Source organism: Endoryza foliicola, assembly GCF_050589245.1.
In the GTDB taxonomy this organism is placed as follows: domain Bacteria; phylum Bacteroidota; class Bacteroidia; order Chitinophagales; family Chitinophagaceae; genus Endoryza; species Endoryza foliicola.
In genome coordinates, this window is sequence record NZ_JBOBEW010000009.1 from 124,718 (window position 1) to 144,473 (window position 19,756).

The window sequence follows — 19,756 nt, forward strand, 5'->3', positions numbered from 1 at the left end:
ATGTTTAGTGTTGGTGTACTCTTATTTGATCAATTTCAAACCTTGGACGTTTTTGGACCTGTAGAAGTATTTGGCCGAAATCAATCGGTCTATCAAGTTCGTTTCTATTCTATACACGGAGAGGCCATCAGCAATGACCATGGCATTTTAATATACACAGAACCACTTTCTGCAATTACAGAAGAAGGAGTAGACGTACTCGTTATACCGGGCGGCCATGGAACGCGTAAAATGATTGAAAACGCGGAATTTATTGATGCCTTGCGACATATTTCCATTCTAAGTGAATACTTACTAACTGTTTGCACCGGTTCTGCACTTTTAGCAAAAACAGGATTGCTTAAAAACAAAAAAGCAACAACTAATAAGAAAGCTTATCACTGGGTAACGGCTACTACACCTGATGTTGCATGGCAACAATCGGCCCGTTGGGTGGTGGACGGAAAGTTCTATACTTCCTCCGGAGTTAGTGCCGGTACCGATATGAGTTTAGGATTTCTAAGTGATCAATTCGGTAGTGCCTTCGCTCGAAAGGTTGCGCGTGATATGGAATACAATTGGCAGGAAGACAAGGACCAAGATCCATTTACGAATAATGTGTATTTGGGGACCAATTAATAATTAATAATTAAGAATTACTAATGAGGGAGCAACAAATTTCCATCTCTTGGATTTACCAAGTCATACATTTTTTTCAAATTCAATTCTCTTAAACATCAGTCTTTATTGGGCTTACGCAGAGTAGTTACACCAATAGTTATCAACTAGTATTAGATAAGTTTAATTAGAATATGCAATTATTTGTTTTAATCCATTACCGCCAGAACTGTTTTCCTCATAACAAGAATATTCCGATTTCTTTTTGATATCAGATTATGACAGCCGTCCAAGAAACAAAAAGGACTTCCGAAGTGGAAGCCCCATTATTAATTCTTAATTTATAATTCTTAATTTCTCCTTAGTTTCTACTTGGTACAGGCAGTACCGGCAAGCTCTCATTTCCATCGGTACTTACTGCTTGCACTGCGAAGAAATAATTGTCTTTAGAGTAAGGCAATTGAATAGACGTTTCGGTGGTAAATTGTTTGAATTGCCAATAAGGCCAGTTGGTTTCTCTCCACAATACATAGTAGCCCTTTACTTTTCCTTGCTTAGGGGCTGTCCAATTTAAGATAGTAAAGTTGGTAAGTTTGCGAACTTCAATTTTCACGTCTTGTGGCTTTCCGGGTGCTTTGGCGAGGTTTGCTAGATTTGCCAGGTTCAAAGCGGTGTTTTTGCGTAGATATTCGAAGTCCATGAACTCCGGTAAGTCGCCGTATTGGATGCCATTTTCCGTTCTTACGTCTTGGTGTTGATGGGTGAAATTTTCATTCATCTCTGTGATGCGAATTGCGGCAAAACCTTTTTGAGCAAATGGGGTATGGTCACCACCTCTAAGGAAACGATCGTTTCGATAAATGAGCATTACTTCTAGATTATCGACGTAGCGCTCTCCTATTTCCTTGATATAACGAGCCAACTGTCGGGGTGCGCCATCATTTTCGAGTCCGAGATTTCTAATATTGTTGATATTCTTATCTACTTCATACCCACTGACACCTTCGCTGAATACCCGCACTTTCGTATTGTTAATAATATTGGTTTCATTTGAGTGATTGCTGCCCATGATATCATTGTTCAGCAAAGCTTCAATCATCCAGTTTTCTTTTTTTGCTTTATCTGATAGAAAATTGGCCCCTAATAAACCTTGTTCTTCACCACTAAAAGCAACGAAAATGATAGTGGCTGGAAACGATTGCTTAGAGAGAATACGGGCCGATTCAATTACTGCTGCGGTGCCACTTCCATCGTCATTTGCACCGGGGGCATCGTTTACACGATCCATCACATTGGTGCGCATATTATCGAGGTGACCGCTGATCATGAAAATTCGTTTATCTGAAGTGTCAGTGCCTTTTAGTACGCCAATTACATTTCCAAGATTGATGGGTTGATCTACACGTCGACCGTCAGCAGCCAACGTAGTGGTATCGAGGTATGCATAAAAGCGGCCATTAGATTGAGTAGCGTAGCGTTGAAATTGTTGAAGGATCCAATTTCTTGCAGCTCCTATCCCTCTATTAGGATCAGTAGTAGAACTAAGCGTGTTTCTTGTGCCGAAACTCACCAATTTTTGGATATGTGCTTTGAGTGAATCGGCATTCACTTCTTTTACCCATTTTTCAATTTGGGGATCACGTTGGATGGTCTTTTGTGCAAACAAAGATCCACTTAAAAAAATTAAGCAAGCGGAAAGTATCTTTCTCATAAACAGTAATTGTACGTCAATAACAGTTAAAATTATAAAAAGTTAGATGCCAAAGCGGTCAAAATCTTTCGCTTTTTAAAAAAATCATGAATTCAATCGGTTGCAATGTATGTTCCTTGCAATTCATCACAATATCGGTGGTTGGCCGCCTGATTTTAGTTATATTCACCTTTCTAAATCAACCACTTTATGCGCTTTTCATCTATTTCATTTTCTGCGGCGGTTCTGCTTCTGCTTTCAGTTGCCTGTAGCGAGCCGGCTAAAGAAAAACGAGCTGCCATTGACAATCTTATTCCCAAACCCAGTTCTGTAAAAGCAGATACGGGTAGTTTTCAATTGGCTGCAAACACCACTTTGAATATTGATACGGCGAATCTTGAACTAAAGAAACTCGCCGGTTATTTCAACACGCTTATCAAGCCTGCTACCGGATTTGAATTGGCAGTTAAACCTGCAGCAAACGATAGTACCGGTATTGACTTAATAATTGATACCACCATTAAAAAATCTCCGGAAGCCTACACACTCAGTATTAATGGTAAAAAAGTTACTATTAAGGCCGGAGGTGGTGCCGGTGTTTTCTATGGTATCCAAACCATTCGTCAATTATTACCCGATGCCATTGAAGCAACTACGAAATCCGAAGCCAACTGGGCAATTCCTGCTGCTACCATAGAAGACGAACCAAGCTATGAATATCGTGGTTCAATGTTAGACATAGCCCGTCACTTCTTCGGACCTAAAGACATCAAGCGTTACATTGATCTTATCTCATTTTACAAAATGAATACGCTGCACCTGCATTTGAGTGACGACCAAGGTTGGAGGATCGAGATCAAATCGTGGCCTAAGTTGACCGAAATTGGAAGCACTACCCAAGTAGGTGGAGGCAAAGGCGGATTTTTGTCGCAGGAAGAATACAAAGACCTCGTTCAATATGCAGCAGATCGATACATCACAATTATTCCTGAAATTGATATGCCGGGTCATACCAATGCGGCGTTGGCATCTTATTCAGAACTCAATTGCAACGATACAGCTACGAAATTGTACAGCGGCATTGAAGTTGGGTTTAGCACCTTGTGTACTAATAAAGAGGTAACTTATAAATTCCTTGATGATGTAATCCGTGAATTGGCTGCATTAACGCCGGGAAAATACTTGCATATTGGTGGCGATGAAAGTCATGCTACCAAAAAAGAAGACTATATCCCTTTCATGGAAAAAGTACAGTTATTGGTGAAGAAACATGGTAAACTGGCCATTGGTTGGGATGAAGTAGCCAATTCAAAATTAGAGCCGAATACGGTAGCACAGTACTGGGCAGATTCTGCGAACTCAGTTATGGCCATTTCCAAAGGCGCAAAACTGATTATGTCGCCTGCAAGAAAAGCATATTTAGACATGCAATACGATTCCACTTCTAAATTAGGTTTGCATTGGGCCGGATACATTGAAGTTGACACTGCATATACTTGGGATCCCGCGAATTTGGAACCCGGTATCAAACGTGAAAATATTTGGGGAGTAGAAGCACCTTTGTGGACAGAAACCATTGTAACGATGGACGATATCGAATACATGGTATTCCCTCGATTGCCGGGATATGCTGAGATTGCTTGGACTCCTACCGCTTCTAGGAGTTGGGACGAGTACAAGGTTCGATTGGGTTATCATGGACCAAGAATGAAAGCCATGCAAATCGACTACTATCCTTCGAAGAAAATAGATTGGAAATAAGTTTTCTAAAAGCCCCGAGAGATTCGGGGCTTTTTTTTTGAGATCACTTAGTTTTGTACCATGAAAAAAATAGCAATCATTACAGGCGGAAGTAAAGGATTGGGAAAAGGGTTGGTGCACACTTTTTTGAATGAAAAATTTGAGGTGATTTCATTGGCAAGAGGCATCTCAGGTTTATCAAGTGAGAAGCTTCAGGAAGTAGCCATTGATTTGAGTGATGTGACGCAACTCGAAAACAAGTTCAATGAGCTACTTAACAAGATCGAATTGAGCGATTACACTTCCCTTTATCTGATTCACAATGCAGCTAGCTTGGGACATGTTGCCCCCATCGATCAAAATTCTACCGACACCATTGCACGAACCATTCAATTGAATTATACCACTCCGGCGATACTAAATGCAATCCTTATTCGAAAAATAAAATCTTGGCAAGGAAAAGTTAGAATTGCACAAATATCATCGGGTGCAGCATCCAAAGCATATTTTGGGTGGAGCTTGTATTGCTCATCGAAAGCAGGATTGGATATGCTAACTAGAACCATTGCTTTAGAAAATGCAGAGCATTCTAATTTCAAGATTTGCAGCATCGATCCCGGAGTAATGGATACCAATATGCAGGCTCAAATAAGAAAGGCTACTGCTGATGAGTTTCCGAGTATTGAGCGGTTCTTAAACTACAAAAAAGAGAATTGGCTGATAGATCCCCTGGTAACAGCCGGAGCAATTACTGAAACTTTGCTGAAAGACGGATATGAAAACGGGGCTATTTTTGACGTTAAACACATGATTTACAAGTAGTAACAGAGATTTAACAGACTTTCATACTACCAATTGTTCGTTAAATTAAGGAAGGTTTCTATCTTTGCCTTCAGAGACCATGAATATCATGAGATTCCTTTTTAACAAGAAAAGAAGATTATTGCCATTCGCCCAGCAACTGCTGCCGGTGAACTTTTACATTCTCGACTAATAGTCGCTCCCTCCCCAATTTATTTTCAACTCATTTGTGATTCTTATTGGAGCCATTCCAATACATTAAACCTGTTATATGAAAAACATTAAACTAATTGAAGTTCCTTCGGAAATAGGCGCCGGTACCAGAGGTTCCAGTTTAGGAATCGATGCCATCAAAATTGCAGCCATGGATTTTATGAGTAATTTCTTTATTCATTTTCCATCGGAGAAAATACCTCACGAGAACAAGATGCTTTATGAACCCATTGAAAGCCCCTATGCGAAAAGAATTAAGGGTGTAGCAACCATGTATGAGCGCGTAAGCAAATCTGTTAGTGAAACCTTGAAGAATAACTTCTTTCCGGTTGTATTGAGTGGAGATCACAGTACGGCCGGTGCAACCATTGCAGGCATAAAAATGGCCAAACCGAAATCGAAATTAGGAGTGATCTGGATTGATGCGCATGCTGATCTTCATACTCCTTACACCACTCCTTCGGGCAACATGCACGGAATGCCCATAGCGGCGTCAATTAATGAAGACAATGAAGACTATGCTGTGCATGAAGTAGATGAAGAGACCAAACGTTATTGGAATCAACTCAAACAAATTGGCAAGATTGCTCCAAAGGTTTTGCCTGAGGATATTGTTTTTATTTCCTTGCGTGATTTTGAAAAAGAAGAAAAGCACTTGATTGAAAAACACGGGATGAAAGTAATTACCACCAATGAGGTAAGAAGAAAAGGGGCCGAGAATGTGGTAAGAAGTGTTATTCGTTATCTATCTGATTGCACCGATATCTATATTAGTTTCGATGTAGATAGTTTAGATTCATCCATTTCTAAAGGTACCGGTACTCCGGTAAGCAATGGTTTGAGAGAGCGTGAAGCGGAGGATTTGATCAGCAAGTTTGTTCAAAACAGGAAGGTTTGTTGCTTTGAAATAACAGAGGTGAACCCTACGCTGGATAAAGAAAATTTGATGAGTGAAATTGCTTTCAATATTCTCCAAAGAAGTGTCAATATATTATTGATGAACTAAGGGAGGATGAGAGGAGAACAGGAATAGATGAAGAGAGGATGAGAGGTTAAGAAACGCTACTGATTCATCATATCACGAATGGCATCTTGAAACGAGATTGGAGAGTATCCGAGCTCGTTTTTTGCTTTAGAGATGTTGAATCCGGTTTTTAAGGGTCTTTGCCCGGGTTGAGTAAAGGTATTCGCGTTCACTTTTGTGATGAGGCTTCCATCTAAGTTGAAATAGTCTACTGTTTTCATGGCCATATCGTATGGAGTGAGAATTTCTTCGCCGGAAACATGAAAAACGCCGCCAGCTTTTTGAGTAACGCAGGCTAGAATACCTAAAGCCAGGTCTTTCACATAAGTAGGAGTTCTCACTTGATCGCTCACTACTTTTATCGGTTTGTTTTGTTCCAAGGATTCTTTTACCCAAGAAATGATATTGGAACGGGTACCCACCAATACATTGCCAAAAACCAAGCAAGTTCGAATTATGGACCAATTTCCGGGATAATTGTAAGCCAATCTTTCTCCTTTTATTTTAGATGTACCATAATAGTTTACTGCGTTTACCGGATCGGTTTCCGTATACATGCCTGTGGTGCCATCGAAAACGAAATCGGTAGAAATGAATATAAAATGCGCTGCAAAGCTTTGCGAAAACCTTGCGGCAAGTTCGGTACCCAGAACATTCACTTGATCTGTTTCCTGCTGATGTTGTTCACAAAAGTCGACCTGTGTGAGGGCGGCACAATGAATAACAGCATCAAGCCGATCAATTTTGGTGGCTAATAAATGCCAGTCGTTTTCATTGGTGATATCCAGAGAAAAATACTGTAGGCGGTTGCTCAATTTAATGGGAATTCGAAAATCTCCTTTTCCCGTAGCCACCACATCGTGATCGGAATGTTGTAGAATTGAAAGAAGGTGTTGGCCGAGCAGCCCATTGGCGCCTGTTATCAGAATCTTCATGAGCTAAAAATACGTTGTAACTCGCACAAAAACCAGCTACTGAACAACTGTTCGTTTATATATTAATTAATTTTAAGTATTTGACTTAAGCGGTTTCGATTAGAAAAAAAGTCAAAACAATACCTTAATTTTGAGGCACTTTTAAAGAAGTTTATAATTTTTTAAACGATTCAAGCCAGATTTGGTAACCAATTGAACGATTTTTATTCATGGCTAACAAAGTAACTAAAATTGGTATTCTTACTTCAGGAGGTGATGCACCGGGTATGAATGCCGCCATTCGAGCAGCCGTTCGTACCGGTATATATCATGGATTGGAAGTATTCGGCATAATGCGTGGATACAGTGGGATGTTAGACGACGATATCATTCCTATGCATTCAAGAAGCGTGGCGAATATTATTCAACGCGGTGGAACCATTTTAAAAACAGCTCGCTGTAAAGAATTCTATGAACCCGAAGGACGTAAAATTGCCTATGCTAATTTAAAGAAGCACGGGATTGACGGGTTGGTGATCATTGGTGGAGATGGGTCTTTTAGAGGAGCAGATAAGTTTAGTAGAGAATACGATATTCCTTGTATCGGTTTGCCCGGTACGATTGATAAAGACATTGCAGGCACCGACTTTACCATTGGTTTCGACACTGCAGTAAACACAGCAGTTGAAGCCATCGATAAAATCAGAGATACAGCAGATGCACATGATCGCCTTTTCATTATTGAAGTAATGGGACGTGATGCAGGTTATATTGCACTCCACAGTGGCATTGCCACTGGAGCTGAGAACATTTTGATACCGGAACGAAAAACCGATATTGATGAACTCATTGGTTCCCTTCTTGAAAAAGAAAAAAGAAAGAAATTAGTAAATCTTGTAGTAGTAGCTGAAGGAGATGGATTTGGCGGCGCTGATGAAGTTGCCAAAGTAGTAAAAGAGCGAATTCCACAAGCAGATACCCGTGTGTGTATTTTGGGACATATTCAAAGAGGAGGTTCTCCTTCTTGCTTGGATCGATTGATTGCCAGCAGAATGGGATACCATGCCGTTGAATGCTTGATTGAAGGTAAACACAACATGATGGTTGGTATTGTAAATAACAAAATGCATTACACACCACTTGAAAAAGCAGTAAAAGCAAAACAAAAAATTAGCGACGATTGGATCAAAATTGTAAAGATCCTGGCTTCCTAATACACTTAAACGAATACCACTATGGCAAAAGACCTGAATAAGTACTTGCATCATGACATGAACAAAGCTGCAGGTATCGAACACAGTACCCACAGAACAAAGATTGTAGCCACTGTTGGACCTGCTTGCGACACATATGAGAAACTATTGGAACTGGTTAAAGCCGGTGTAAATATTTTCCGTTTGAATTTCTCGCACGGTACACACGAAGACAAAGCGAAGATCATTGAATTAATTCGCAAAATAAACAAAACAGAACCTTACAACATTGCCATCCTTGCCGATTTACAGGGACCCAAATTACGTGTAGGCGAAATTGAAAATGGCAAAATCATCATCGAACCCGGAGAGATTCTCACGTTCACTTCTACTGAAAAAGTAGTGGGCAACAAAGAGAAAATTTATGTCTCCTACCCTAACCTACATCACGATGTAGAAATTGGAAACAAGATTTTGATCGATGATGGAAAGTTAGAAGTAGTGGTAGTGGACATCAAGGAAAACGGCGATGTAAAAGTAAAAGTCACCTATGGTGGTGCATTGACTCCTAAAAAAGGTGTTAACCTTCCTGATACAAAAATTTCGCTTCCGGCCCTTACAGAAAAAGATTTGACTGATCTAGACTTTATCATTGGTCAGCAAGTAGATTGGATCGCTCTTTCCTTCGTTAGAAAGGCGGAAGATATTATTGACTTGAAAAGAAGAATCAAAGAAGCCAATTGCAAGAGCAAGGTGATTGCAAAAATTGAAATGCCTTCAGCTTTGGTTGACTTGAGAAACATTGTAGTTGAATCTGATGGTGTGATGGTTGCTCGTGGTGATTTGGGAGTTGAATTACCGGTAGAAAAAGTACCGATGGCACAACGCGATATTATCCGCAAATGTATCCATCGTGCGAAGCCTGTAATTGTGGCTACTCAAATGATGGAGAGCATGATTGACCGTGTAAAGCCTAACAGAAGTGAAATTACCGACGTTGCGAATGCGGTTTTGGAAGGTGCGGATGCGGTGATGTTAAGTGGTGAAACTGCAACCGGTAATCATCCGGCATTAGTGGTTGAAACCATGCGTAAAATCATTTTGGAAGTAGAAAGAACAGAATACAGATACGATCGCGAAGAAGACTTGATGCCTCAACCACACTCTCCTTCTTTTGTAAGCGATGCTATTTGCTACAATGCTTGTAAACTGTCTTATGATACAAAAGCGAATGCCTTAATTGGAATGACGCAAAGCGGTTATACAGGGTTTATGTTGAGTAGCTACCGCCCTCGTTGTCCACTTTACATCTTCACCAAAGAACGTTCATTGGTAAACCAATTAAGCTTAAGTTGGGGTGTACGTGCGTTTTTCTATGATGAAGAGGAGAGCTTGGATGCCATCATTGAAGATCAAATCGACATTTTGAAAGAAAGAGGATTTATTCAATCGGGAGATATCGTAGTTAATACAGGTAGCACACCGGTTTCTGATCACTTACCAACCAACGTGATAAAAATTACGAAAGTAGGATAAGAACAGAATTAAGAATTAAGAGTTAAGAATTAAAAATTATAAAAGAGAAAGGGTTTGTTATCAAAACAAACCCTTTCTCTTTTATACAAGTTTGAAAACACTATTTTAGTGGAGCTCCTTGGTCTACATTTTTGATAAATTGAATCAACCCTTTGAAATAGGTTTGTTGATCATCCCACATACTGCAGTGGCTGCCTTTTGGGCAGTATAAATAAGCGCCGTTTTTCACTTGTGTACTCATCCATTTCATGTGCTCCGGATCCATGGTATCGAATTGGCCGCCAATGGTGAGTGTTGGGATGGTAATTTTGGGAAGGTCTGCTTTTCGATCCCAAGCGGCAAGGCGACCGGCGATTCCAAATTCAGAGGGCCCTTGCATGAGCGTATATATTTCGCTGTTCAAATGCTTGAATGCTCTATTGATGGGCTCGGGCCATTCCGCCAATCGGCAAACATGTTGTTTGTAAAAATTGGGCATCAATAGTTCAAAGTAACGAGGATTGGCGAAATCACCCTTGGCCTCGAGATCACGAATCTCTTTTAATACAGCTGTATCCATTTGTTTGGCCAGTACATTCACTGCATAGGCGCCATAATCGGGGCAACTGCTCATCATATTGGAAATAATCAGCCCTTTCATATGTTGCTGGTATTTTAACGCGTATTCCAGCGCTAAAATTCCGCCCCAGGAGTGTCCAAGGAGGTAAAAGTTAGAACTATCTATATTAAGCGCTTGACGCACTTGTTCAACTTCTTCTACAAAGCGGGGAATGGTCCAAAGCGAACTGTCTTTGGGTTGATCTGAGTAATAACTCCCCAATTGATCGTATTCATAAAATTCAAACCCTTGATTAGGGAAGAAACTTTCGAAACATTCAAAAAATTCATGGGTGCCTGCGGGTCCGCCATGTAGGAGTAGCACTTTAATTGTTGGATTGTTTCCGAATTTTTTCGTCCAAACATTAAACTTACCAACCGGGGTATTGATTGGAATCATTTTAATGCCACCGGTTTGCACGGTAGTGTCTGAACTTGAACTCGATTTCACAGAATTTGTTGATGGTTCGCCACAAGATAAACAACTCATAATCAGCAGGCTAATTGCCAGATAAACGAATCTCATAGTTTAGTATTTATGGTAGTTGGGTAAATAGCGTTGAAATTAAAGATATTTGAACGGGCTCGATCCGTTTTTGTTCAAAATTTAGTATTTTTAGTGAAACTAACTGTGGAATCTTCTGCCGCATTCCTTGCTGTGTGCATTGGAATGTGCTTAAAGTAATATCTCCTCCGCTAGTTTTCTGCAACACCACATCAACCTATTATTTCAAGAATCCAACTTGTGTGGTTGAAATTTAATATCCTACAATTGAACGAACATAGGTACTCGTTCGGAACCAGTGATTTTCAACGTGTGACTAAAACAAACAAAAAACTGTTATGAGAAAAATTTTACTGTCCCTTCTCCTTTTAATGATGGTAGTAGTTGGTTTTGGCCAAGAACCAGCCAAGCTTATCAAAGGGCCAAGACCGACGATTAATTTAGATGCTGTTCCTGCATCCGCCATGGAAAAAGGACGCATTTCAATTAAGTTCAAAGGTTCGGTTGAATCGTTGTTAAAGGCAGCGCCTTCAAAAGGATCGGATGGCTTTATCCGTTTCAACATTCCTTCAATTGATGCACTTAATATTCAATTCAAGGTAACAGAATCGAAGCAATTATTTTCAACAGTATTAAACGATAAACAATTTGATGCTCGTCACAAAGAGTGGGGTTTTCATTTGTGGTATACACTTGAATTTGATCAATCAGTTGACATCAAGCGTATCGTAAAAGAATATGCGAAATTGAGCAATTTAATTGAGATATCAGAACCGGTTTATAGCATCACCCGTTACAAAGCAGTAAAAGATTTTCCTAAAACTACCAATAAGGTATTCAAAGGAGAGAAGGTGTTGTTGACTCCGAACGATCCTCGCTACAATGAGCAATGGCATTACAACAATACCGGACAACAAGGTGGTACTGCTGGTAAAGACATTAAGTTACCTGGAGCTTGGGATATAGTAACAGGTAATCCAAATATTATCATTGGTATCATTGATGGAGGTATAGACGTTACTCACCCTGATTTAGCAGGTAATATGTGGCCTACCAATGGATACAATTTCGTAAATAACAGTACAACCATTGATGCAGACGAACACGGTTCACATGTGGCGGGAACGGTAGCAGCGGTTAATAATAACAATATTGGTGTTAGTGGTGTTGCCGGCGGTAATGGTGCCGCTAACAGTGGGGTGAAGTTAATGTCACTTGAAGTATTTGGACCTACCTCTACTGCCGCCGACTTTGGCGCGCCGTTTATTTGGTCGGCCGACAGAGGTGCCATGATTGCTCAAAACAGTTGGGGTTATACGCAAGCCGGCGTTTACCAACAATCCGTTTTAGATGGAATTGATTATTTTATCGCCAATGGTGGTGGAACAGCAATGAAAGGTGGTATCGTAATATTCGCTGCCGGAAACTCCAACAGCGAATTATTGTGGTATCCTGCCGTTTATGACCCGGTATTGTCTGTAGCAGCTACTAATAATAGAGACGTTCGTTCTTATTACTCCAACTATGGTACATGGGTTGATATTTCAGCACCGGGTGGTGAACAAAGTTTTGCGAACGATCCAAAAGGAGTATTGAGCACAACTGCTCAATCAATCAACGGTGGTTATGAATTTTTACAAGGCACTTCAATGGCTTGCCCGCACGTATCTGGAGTAGCTTCTTTGATCGTATCAAGAGCGCCGGGCCGCCTATCTGCAAACGATGTTCGTTCTATTTTACTTACAACTGCAGATAATCACTATCCCGATAACGCTCCCACTATGGCAGGAAAGTTAGGAACGGGTAGAGTAAATGCTTTCAAAGCAGCTCAATTAGCTGATCAAATTGCTACAGGTCCTTTAGTTGACCCTGCTACGAATTATAGCTTAACACTTACTTGTCCAAATGTAGTGAATGCTTGGACGAAGAACGGTGCAGGAAACGATGTAATGATAGCTTACAGCACTACCGGTAATTTTGGTATTCCTTCCGGTGCTTATAATGTAGGCGATGCCATTTCAGGTGGGGGTACTGTAATATACAAAGGTAGCGCTACCACTTTCAATCATCCTATTCCTGTGGATTCTGCAACCATCACTTATAAAATTTGGAGTGTAAACGCAACGAATAATTACTCAGCCGGTATTGTAAAAACTATTAAAACTCCATTCTCTGTAAGAAATTTTGCAGGGGCTGCAGTGGGTTCGAATATCAATTTAAGTTGGACGCGCTTCTGTAATACAGCGAGTGAAGTAATTGTAGCTACCAATAACTCGAATACGTTTGGAACTCCAAGCGGTAATCTTGTTGCCGGAAACGCAATTACCGGTGGAGGTACAGTGATTTACAGAGGTACTGCCGCGAACTTTGTTCACACCACTCCTATTAATGGTACGAACTACTACAGAATTTGGAGCGCTAATGGTACATTGTATTCTTCAGTTGCTTTAAGCGCAACAGTTTGTTTCGGAAGTATTCCCGGACCGGTTGTAGAAGGATTTGAGTCTACCACCTTTGCACCAACCGGTTGGCAACTCATCAATCCAAACACTGGTTCCATTACTTGGGAGCGCACTACCGCTGCTAACAATGGAGGAGCGGCATCTGCAAGAATTCGATTCTATGATTATAGTAATTCAAATCATAACGACTGGTTATTGTCACCGGCCGTAACTGCAACCAATGCTGATAGTATCATTCTTTCATTCGATAGAGCTTACAGACCGTATAGCACCAGTGCTACATTTGCTGATAGTTTGGATGTAATGATCTCTACAGATTGCGGTACAACTTTTACAAGTATTTGGAAAGCGGGTGGTGTAGGTTTAGCATCAACTACCGGAACTACCACTTCAGCATTCACGCCAACTGCAGCACAATGGGCTAATTTAAGATTTGACGTGAAGTCTGTAGTAGGCAATGCTCCTAGTTTCTTAGTTGCCTTCCGAGCAGTAAATAAATTCGGTAATAACCTGTATTTGGATAATATCAATATCTATACTGTTGAAAATGGAAGAAGGGATGCAAGAGTGAGTCAAATTATTGACCCAGCTGGAAAACTCTGCGTTCGTTCTTTAACTCCGAGAGTACAAATTACCAATTTGGGTAAAGACACTTTAAAGACCGTTAAAGTGATGTATCGTTTTGTTTCTGCTGCTGCAAACGTGCTCGATTCTGTTACTTTTAATGGAAGCTTACCAATTGGTAGTTCTGCAACTGTAACATTAAAGGCAACAACACTGGCTGCAGGTGGTGCTTATCAATTGACTGTGTATACAAAAGATCCAAATGGACTGAATGATCAAGTACCAAGTAATGATACTGCGAAATTGGCACTCACAGTTTTTGATCCGCAACCGGATCCTGTGAAGGAAAGTTTTGAACAAGGAACCTTCCCTCCTGCTAACTGGTATGTTCAATCAAGCGGTAGCGCTTATACATGGGAACGAACAAACCGCGGATCATCTGATAAATCTGCTGCAGCATGGATCAGAAACTACCGCTTCAATAGTGGTAATAAGAAGGATGATCTGTATTCTCCTTTGGTTCAAATTGGAAGCCCCGACAGCGTTTACTTGAGCTTTGATGTATCGCATGCTACGGCACGCTTCCCTGGAAGTACCGGTGTTCCTTTAGATACCTTAGAAGTATTGTTGACTACTGATTGCGGAGCAACCTTCCGTTCGATCTACAAGAAATTTGGTGAAGACCTTACTACTGTGGATCCGAATTTCCCATTAACTTTTGCAGCTTCCGACACCGTTGGCTTTGTACCTAGTTCGCCGCTATTGTGGAGAAAAGAGTTTATTGATGTAACTCGATATGTGACATCGAATGGTAAATTCCAATTCATTTTCAGAAACACTTCAAATAAAGGAAACAATACGTTGCTCGATAACGTGAATATCAGTACAGTTACATTGCCTGCTTTGTTAAAAGCAAAAGGTTATATGATTGCGCCGAATCCATTTGAAGGTTCATTCGCGATTCGACATGTTATTCCTCCAACGAACTTGAAAGGCATCCAGGTTATGAACTCTGCCGGTCAAGTAATTGTTGCTCGACAATTCAATGGTAATGCAGCTAGCTATATTCAAGTAGACTTGAGTAAATACGCCAGTGGTGCCTACCAAGTTAAATTGATCTATGACAACAAGGTGGTAACAGAACGCGTAATCAAAAGAAAATAAGTAAATCTTACCTTCTACATAAAACCGCTTCAATTCTTGAAGCGGTTTTTTATTTTAGTGAACAGATTCTCTTATCAACTGTTCATTTAAAAAAACTACTTATGAGAGTGTTGCTTTTTTGGGTATGTGTACTGTTTACCTCAATTGGTTTCAGTCAACAAATTGATACAACTGTCGTTTCCGCCGCACAGCGGATCATTGGGCTTGAATTTACAAAAGCGGAAAAAGATTCGATGGTAGACAAGCTCAAAAACAGTCAATCAAATTATCAACGAATGCGAGCAGTTCCCATTCCAAACTCACTCGTCTACCCCTTCGCTTTCAATCCGGCCCCAATCGGATACAGCGTTCCAAAGAATCAACAAAAAATCAATTGGAATTTACCAACCGGGGTAAGTGTGCCAAAGAACAAAGAAGCACTCGCTTATTATTCGGTTGCAGAATTGGCATCCTTGATAAAATCGAGGAAAATTACATCTGTAGAATTGACGGAGTTCTTTCTCGGCCGGCTTAAAAAATGGGGTGATACGTTGGAATGCGTAATTACACGCACTGACTCTATAGCAATGGCCCAAGCAAAACAAGCAGATGCAGAAATTAAGGCCGGAAAATACAGAGGTCCATTGCATGGCATTCCTTATGGTTTGAAAGACCTTTTTGCTGTAAAAGGCTATAAAACAACCTGGGGAAGTGTTCCCTACAAAGATCAATACATAGATGAAAATGCATTCGTTTATGAGCAGTTGACAAAAGCGGGAGCCGTGTTATGTGCCAAACTCACTTTAGGAGAACTTGCATTTGCAGACTTATGGTTTGGAGGAAGAACGCGTAATCCTTGGAATCTCAAAACAGGTTCTAGCGGTTCATCGGCCGGAAGTGCCTCCTCCGTTGTTGCAGGTTTGCTGCCATTTGCAATTGGAACTGAAACTTTGGGTTCTATTGTATCCCCCTCCCATACTTGTGGCGCTACCGGATTGCGACCCAGCTTTGGAACCGTAAGTCGTTCCGGTGCGATGGTATTGAGTTGGAGCTTGGATAAAGTTGGCCCCATCTGCAGAAGTGCTGAAGATGCTGCCATCGTTTATTATTACATCAAAGGAACCGATGGCAAAGACCCTTCAGCCATTGAACATGCATTCAATTATACCGGGCAAGCAGATCCCAAAAAACTGCGCATAGGAATTGCGATGAATTATTTCAAGAACCTACCCAAAAATGCGCCTCAATGGGCTGTATTGGACTCATTAAAGGCGATGGGTTATCAATTACAGGAGGTGATTTTTCCTGATAGTTCGATCTATCGGTTCAATATGGTAGACCCTATTCTGAATGCTGAATCCGCTGCTGCGTTCGACGAGCTAACCAGAAGCAACCAAGATGATTTGATTAGAAGGCAGGACAAAAACTTCTGGCCAAACAGTTTTAGAGCAGGTCGCTTTGTTCCGGCGGTAGAATACATCAACGCTAATCGCCACCGCAGCACTTTAATACAAGAATTGAATGCATTTATGAAATCGTATGATGTGATCATTACCCCTACTTATGGAGGAAGTCAACTTGCTATGACCAATTTAACAGGACTGCCTGTGGTTTGTTTGCCAGTGGGTTTCAATGCTACCAATGGGCTGCCTACTAGTATCACATTTATTGGTCAATTGTATCACGAGGAGCATATTCTTGCTTTGGCAAAAGCATTTCAATCGAGAACAGCTTTCCACAAAAAAAGACCGGAGCTATTTTTACAATAACTCCGGCAATTTATTATCCTTTTCCTTCTTGATCCAAAGCTTGCTTTAAGAAGTTTGGAATGAGATGAGAATAGGTCCAAAGAATTTTATCTGGATCATTGAGATGCTCCAACATACTTTTCCATTTATCAAAACCGTGGTTTTCAATCACGGTTTGTTTTTTATCGGCACGCATCAAATACATGGTCATACCTTCTGCGTCTGCTTCGGGGTGAAATTGTGTACCTACCATATAATCATTGAAGCGAATAGCCATAATAGCACGTTCTAGAGGCACGTGGGGTCTATCTTTTTCAATACATAAAATGGAAGCACCCATTTCACGGAGTTTCTGATAACGTGGGCGAATCACTTGATAATCGCGGCTATCAACAGCATAGAAAGGATCGAGTAATCCGTCGAATAACGATTCGTGCTTTCCATCTTGGAGTTTGTGAACCGGGAAAACTCCAAAGGCGGTGGACTTTCTTTTTACTACATCAGCAACGTCGAAATAGCGACAAGCCAATTGAAAGCTATGACAGATAAAAAGAACGTGCTTCTTCAGTACATGTCCTGGGCGATTGTTGAACGTTTCAATTTTATCGAGCCATTCAAAATAAGCTTTTTCCCATTCACTTCCTTCGCTATCGATTGGAGAGCCGGGGCCACCGCTGGAAATATAAATGTCATGACTAAGACTAGGAACTTTGTTCTCTCTTCTAACATCAAATTCTTCTACAATTAAATTCAGGTCGTATTTTTCGCCAAACTCCTTCAACAAGGCGCGAATACAGCGCATGCCTTGATTCTCAGCACCTTCGTACAAGTCGAGGATGGCTACTTTAACCAGTTTCTTTTCTTTTTGGAGCATAAGGGCAAAAATAACAAAAAAGCGTGAAACAGGGGATTTTAGCGGATCAAGGCCTTCATCATGGCTTCGGCCACCAGCTTGTTTCCGGCGTCGTTTAAGTGAACGCCATCGGTTGTTAAAATACCTCTGTCCAAATTCTTTGGATTGTTCGCAAGGTTGTAAGCCAAGAATTCTTTACGGAGATCGATTAACGGGCAATTGTTATTAGTAGCGATATTGCGAATGATTTGAGCATATTTATTAAGGTCGCCATCCAGTTCATTTGAGAAATCCGTTTTTTCTCCAATAGCTGCGGGTGTACACAAAAGCACTTCTATATTCTTTGATTTGAATTTCTTGATGATCGCATTGTAAAACTTTTCGAACTTATCGGCATCTGTACCCGTTCCATAACTTCTTTTATGCCACACATCGTTCACTCCTACCCAGATCACCACTACTTGAGGATCTTTGGCCAATACATCGTCCTCCATTCTTAAGTATAAATCATATACTTTGTTTCCGCCGATGCCTGCACCCGTTAACTGGTACTGTTCTTGAAGATTCTTTTCCTTCAATATATCCCCAAGTACGGTGATATAGCCTTTCGGACCTACACCGGCTTGTGTGATTGAATCACCGAAAAATACAATGTGTTTTTTAGCAACAGGCTTCATAGATACTAAGATGGAGCAAAGGACAGATAGGATCAGTATTTTTTTCATGATGGTCTTTTCATGAAGATACGATAATTCATTTTTCCATCCCAGCCATTTGTACATTCATCAGAGATAGCGTTCGGATTTTTTCCAATACGAAAAGAAAGAGGGGAAATATCCGGTTACCATTGGGAACATCCAATCTCTTGAATCTTTGTTTCCTTCCCAGTGTTCTGTAATGGGATGCTCTTTGAAAAACAGCTCACGAAGAGATGCACCGGAATTGAAAAGATGCCTTTTGAACTCCGACCAATCGCCCACAAATACTTGACAATTGGGAATATTCTTGGATAAGTTTATGATAAACCGGACTACCAATTCACTGACAGGAAACATTTTAAAATGACTTGGCTCTAAAAGTAGTATCCGATTTGCGTCTTCGTTTATTCTCCAGTTCGGATCCAAATTGTAATGATTGTACACCAAGATTGGAAGTGCAGAATCAAGCTTGATTGAAGAAGCGTCGATTGGAAGTGGTGTTGTTAAATCATTAGGGGCGGCCGCTTTCAATGCCTCCGGTACAGCAAGTTCAGGCAGTTCATCGTACGACTTACTAAGAAAACTATTGACTTGAGTTGAACCGGTGTACTTGTTAATATTCTCTTGATTGCAATAATACTTTTTACTTGAAAACGCCCCGCATACCCATTGCCAGCTACAGGTATTACTTGCCAGGTCACCATCTAACAAATGATAATACATCCAAGTAGCAGGTGCGCTCCAATGTGCTTTTCCAATATTGGTAGCAATGGACGCGAGGTACATTCTAAAATGATTGTGCATGTACCCTGTGCGATAAAGCTCATTGATGGAATGATCAATAGTCTGAATTCCGGTTTGGGCTTCCACAATAGCTGAAGGCATTTGATAATGTGAAACGCCGTCCTGCGCATTCTTCAGGTCACTAAACAAGAAATCACCTTTCGCTTGCCAAACCCTTTGAAAATATTCACGCCATGCGAGCTCTTGGATGAACTTCTCTACTTGATAGGGTTTGTAGCCTCGCTTTAGAATGTTGTTTTTTACGTCATTCACTGAAATCACTCCTCGCGATATATAGGGAGATAAATAGGTAACATCTCCATTGATGAAATTTCTTGTTTTGCCATATTTGATGGGATCAATGGCCTCTATACGTTCTACTATTTTTGCGAAATTGGTTTCAAACACGGGAATCATTTTCTCTTGCTTATTTTATTCAAACTGATGGTTCTTTGTCTGGTACATTTAAATCGATCTACAGAATTACTTCGTATGGATCCGTGTTTTGTTTTTCGCCCTTTCATTCGTTTGCGCCACATTTGAAAGCTGCTTGCTTTCATTTCGGTACGCATGAGTTCAATTACTTCTTTCTCTATTAAACCAAACTGAAATTCTATGGCTTCAAAAGGAGTTCTATCCTCCCAAGCCATTTCTATGATTCTATCGATCTGTTCCGGACTTAAGTTGTGCTGCAT

General features: G+C 40.6%; 15 protein-coding genes. 8 read left to right on the forward strand and 7 right to left on the reverse strand.

What is annotated here, in order from left to right; genetic code table 11:
• Entirely contained in the window at positions 1-618 is a 618-nt protein-coding gene (locus ACQ2HE_RS18565; RefSeq protein WP_430900614.1) for a DJ-1/PfpI family protein, read from the forward strand.
• A 340-nt stretch (positions 619-958) separates the two neighbouring features.
• On the opposite strand, the gene ACQ2HE_RS18570 is transcribed toward ACQ2HE_RS18565, so the two are convergent.
• Positions 959-2,308, reverse strand: a complete 1,350-nt coding sequence (locus ACQ2HE_RS18570) for a M28 family metallopeptidase (RefSeq protein ID WP_430900616.1) — start codon at positions 2,306-2,308, stop codon at positions 959-961.
• 189 nt (positions 2,309-2,497) lie between these two features.
• On the opposite strand from ACQ2HE_RS18570, the gene ACQ2HE_RS18575 reads away from it, so the two are divergent.
• The 3 genes from ACQ2HE_RS18575 (at position 2,498) to ACQ2HE_RS18585 (ending at position 6,047) form a co-directional block, all read left to right on the forward strand.
• On the forward strand, positions 2,498-4,048 hold the full coding sequence (locus ACQ2HE_RS18575) for a beta-N-acetylhexosaminidase (RefSeq protein WP_430900618.1): 1,551 nt from the start codon (positions 2,498-2,500) through the stop codon (positions 4,046-4,048).
• 60 nt (positions 4,049-4,108) lie between these two features.
• Positions 4,109-4,849 carry an SDR family NAD(P)-dependent oxidoreductase gene (locus ACQ2HE_RS18580; protein ID WP_430900620.1) on the forward strand — a complete coding sequence of 247 codons (741 nt, stop codon included), beginning with the start codon at positions 4,109-4,111 and terminating at the stop codon, positions 4,847-4,849.
• Positions 4,850-5,099: 250 nt separating this feature from the next.
• Positions 5,100-6,047: an arginase gene (locus ACQ2HE_RS18585; protein WP_430900622.1), complete on the forward strand. Its 948-nt coding sequence runs from the start codon at positions 5,100-5,102 to the stop codon at positions 6,045-6,047.
• Between the two features lie 56 nt (positions 6,048-6,103).
• Here the strand turns inward: ACQ2HE_RS18585 and ACQ2HE_RS18590 are convergent, their stop codons facing one another.
• The gene (locus tag ACQ2HE_RS18590; RefSeq protein ID WP_430900624.1) at positions 6,104-7,000 is read right to left on the reverse strand and encodes an SDR family oxidoreductase; all 897 of its coding nucleotides are present in this window, start codon (positions 6,998-7,000) and stop codon (positions 6,104-6,106) included.
• A gap of 209 nt (positions 7,001-7,209) precedes the next feature.
• Between ACQ2HE_RS18590 and pfkA the strand changes: the two genes are divergently transcribed.
• Positions 7,210-8,193, forward strand: a complete 984-nt coding sequence (gene pfkA, locus ACQ2HE_RS18595) for a 6-phosphofructokinase (protein ID WP_430900626.1) — start codon at positions 7,210-7,212, stop codon at positions 8,191-8,193.
• A 21-nt stretch (positions 8,194-8,214) separates the two neighbouring features.
• The gene (gene pyk, locus ACQ2HE_RS18600) at positions 8,215-9,708 is read left to right on the forward strand and encodes a pyruvate kinase (RefSeq protein ID WP_430900628.1); all 1,494 of its coding nucleotides are present in this window, start codon (positions 8,215-8,217) and stop codon (positions 9,706-9,708) included.
• A gap of 100 nt (positions 9,709-9,808) precedes the next feature.
• Here the strand turns inward: pyk and ACQ2HE_RS18605 are convergent, their stop codons facing one another.
• Entirely contained in the window at positions 9,809-10,831 is a 1,023-nt protein-coding gene (locus tag ACQ2HE_RS18605; protein WP_430900630.1) for a proline iminopeptidase-family hydrolase, read from the reverse strand.
• Between the two features lie 317 nt (positions 10,832-11,148).
• Between ACQ2HE_RS18605 and ACQ2HE_RS18610 the strand changes: the two genes are divergently transcribed.
• Both ACQ2HE_RS18610 and ACQ2HE_RS18615 read left to right on the forward strand, forming a co-directional pair.
• Entirely contained in the window at positions 11,149-15,000 is a 3,852-nt protein-coding gene (locus ACQ2HE_RS18610; protein ID WP_430900632.1) for a S8 family serine peptidase, read from the forward strand.
• Positions 15,001-15,101: 101 nt separating this feature from the next.
• Positions 15,102-16,748: an amidase gene (locus ACQ2HE_RS18615; RefSeq protein WP_430900634.1), complete on the forward strand. Its 1,647-nt coding sequence runs from the start codon at positions 15,102-15,104 to the stop codon at positions 16,746-16,748.
• 13 nt (positions 16,749-16,761) lie between these two features.
• Here the strand turns inward: ACQ2HE_RS18615 and ACQ2HE_RS18620 are convergent, their stop codons facing one another.
• The 4 genes from ACQ2HE_RS18620 to ACQ2HE_RS18635 are packed head-to-tail and all read right to left on the reverse strand — an operon-like array spanning position 16,762 to position 19,756.
• Positions 16,762-17,601, reverse strand: coding sequence for a type 1 glutamine amidotransferase (locus ACQ2HE_RS18620; protein WP_430900636.1), 840 nt, complete (start codon positions 17,599-17,601; stop codon positions 16,762-16,764).
• 38 nt (positions 17,602-17,639) lie between these two features.
• A complete protein-coding gene (locus ACQ2HE_RS18625; protein ID WP_430900638.1) occupies positions 17,640-18,362 on the reverse strand; it encodes an SGNH/GDSL hydrolase family protein in 723 nt (240 codons plus the stop codon).
• 3 nt (positions 18,363-18,365) lie between these two features.
• On the reverse strand, positions 18,366-19,478 hold the full coding sequence (locus ACQ2HE_RS18630; RefSeq protein WP_430900640.1) for an FAD-binding domain-containing protein: 1,113 nt from the start codon (positions 19,476-19,478) through the stop codon (positions 18,366-18,368).
• Positions 19,475-19,756 carry a TIGR03643 family protein gene (locus tag ACQ2HE_RS18635; RefSeq protein WP_430900642.1) on the reverse strand — a complete coding sequence of 94 codons (282 nt, stop codon included), beginning with the start codon at positions 19,754-19,756 and terminating at the stop codon, positions 19,475-19,477. The genes ACQ2HE_RS18630 and ACQ2HE_RS18635 overlap by 4 nt, the downstream gene beginning before the upstream one ends.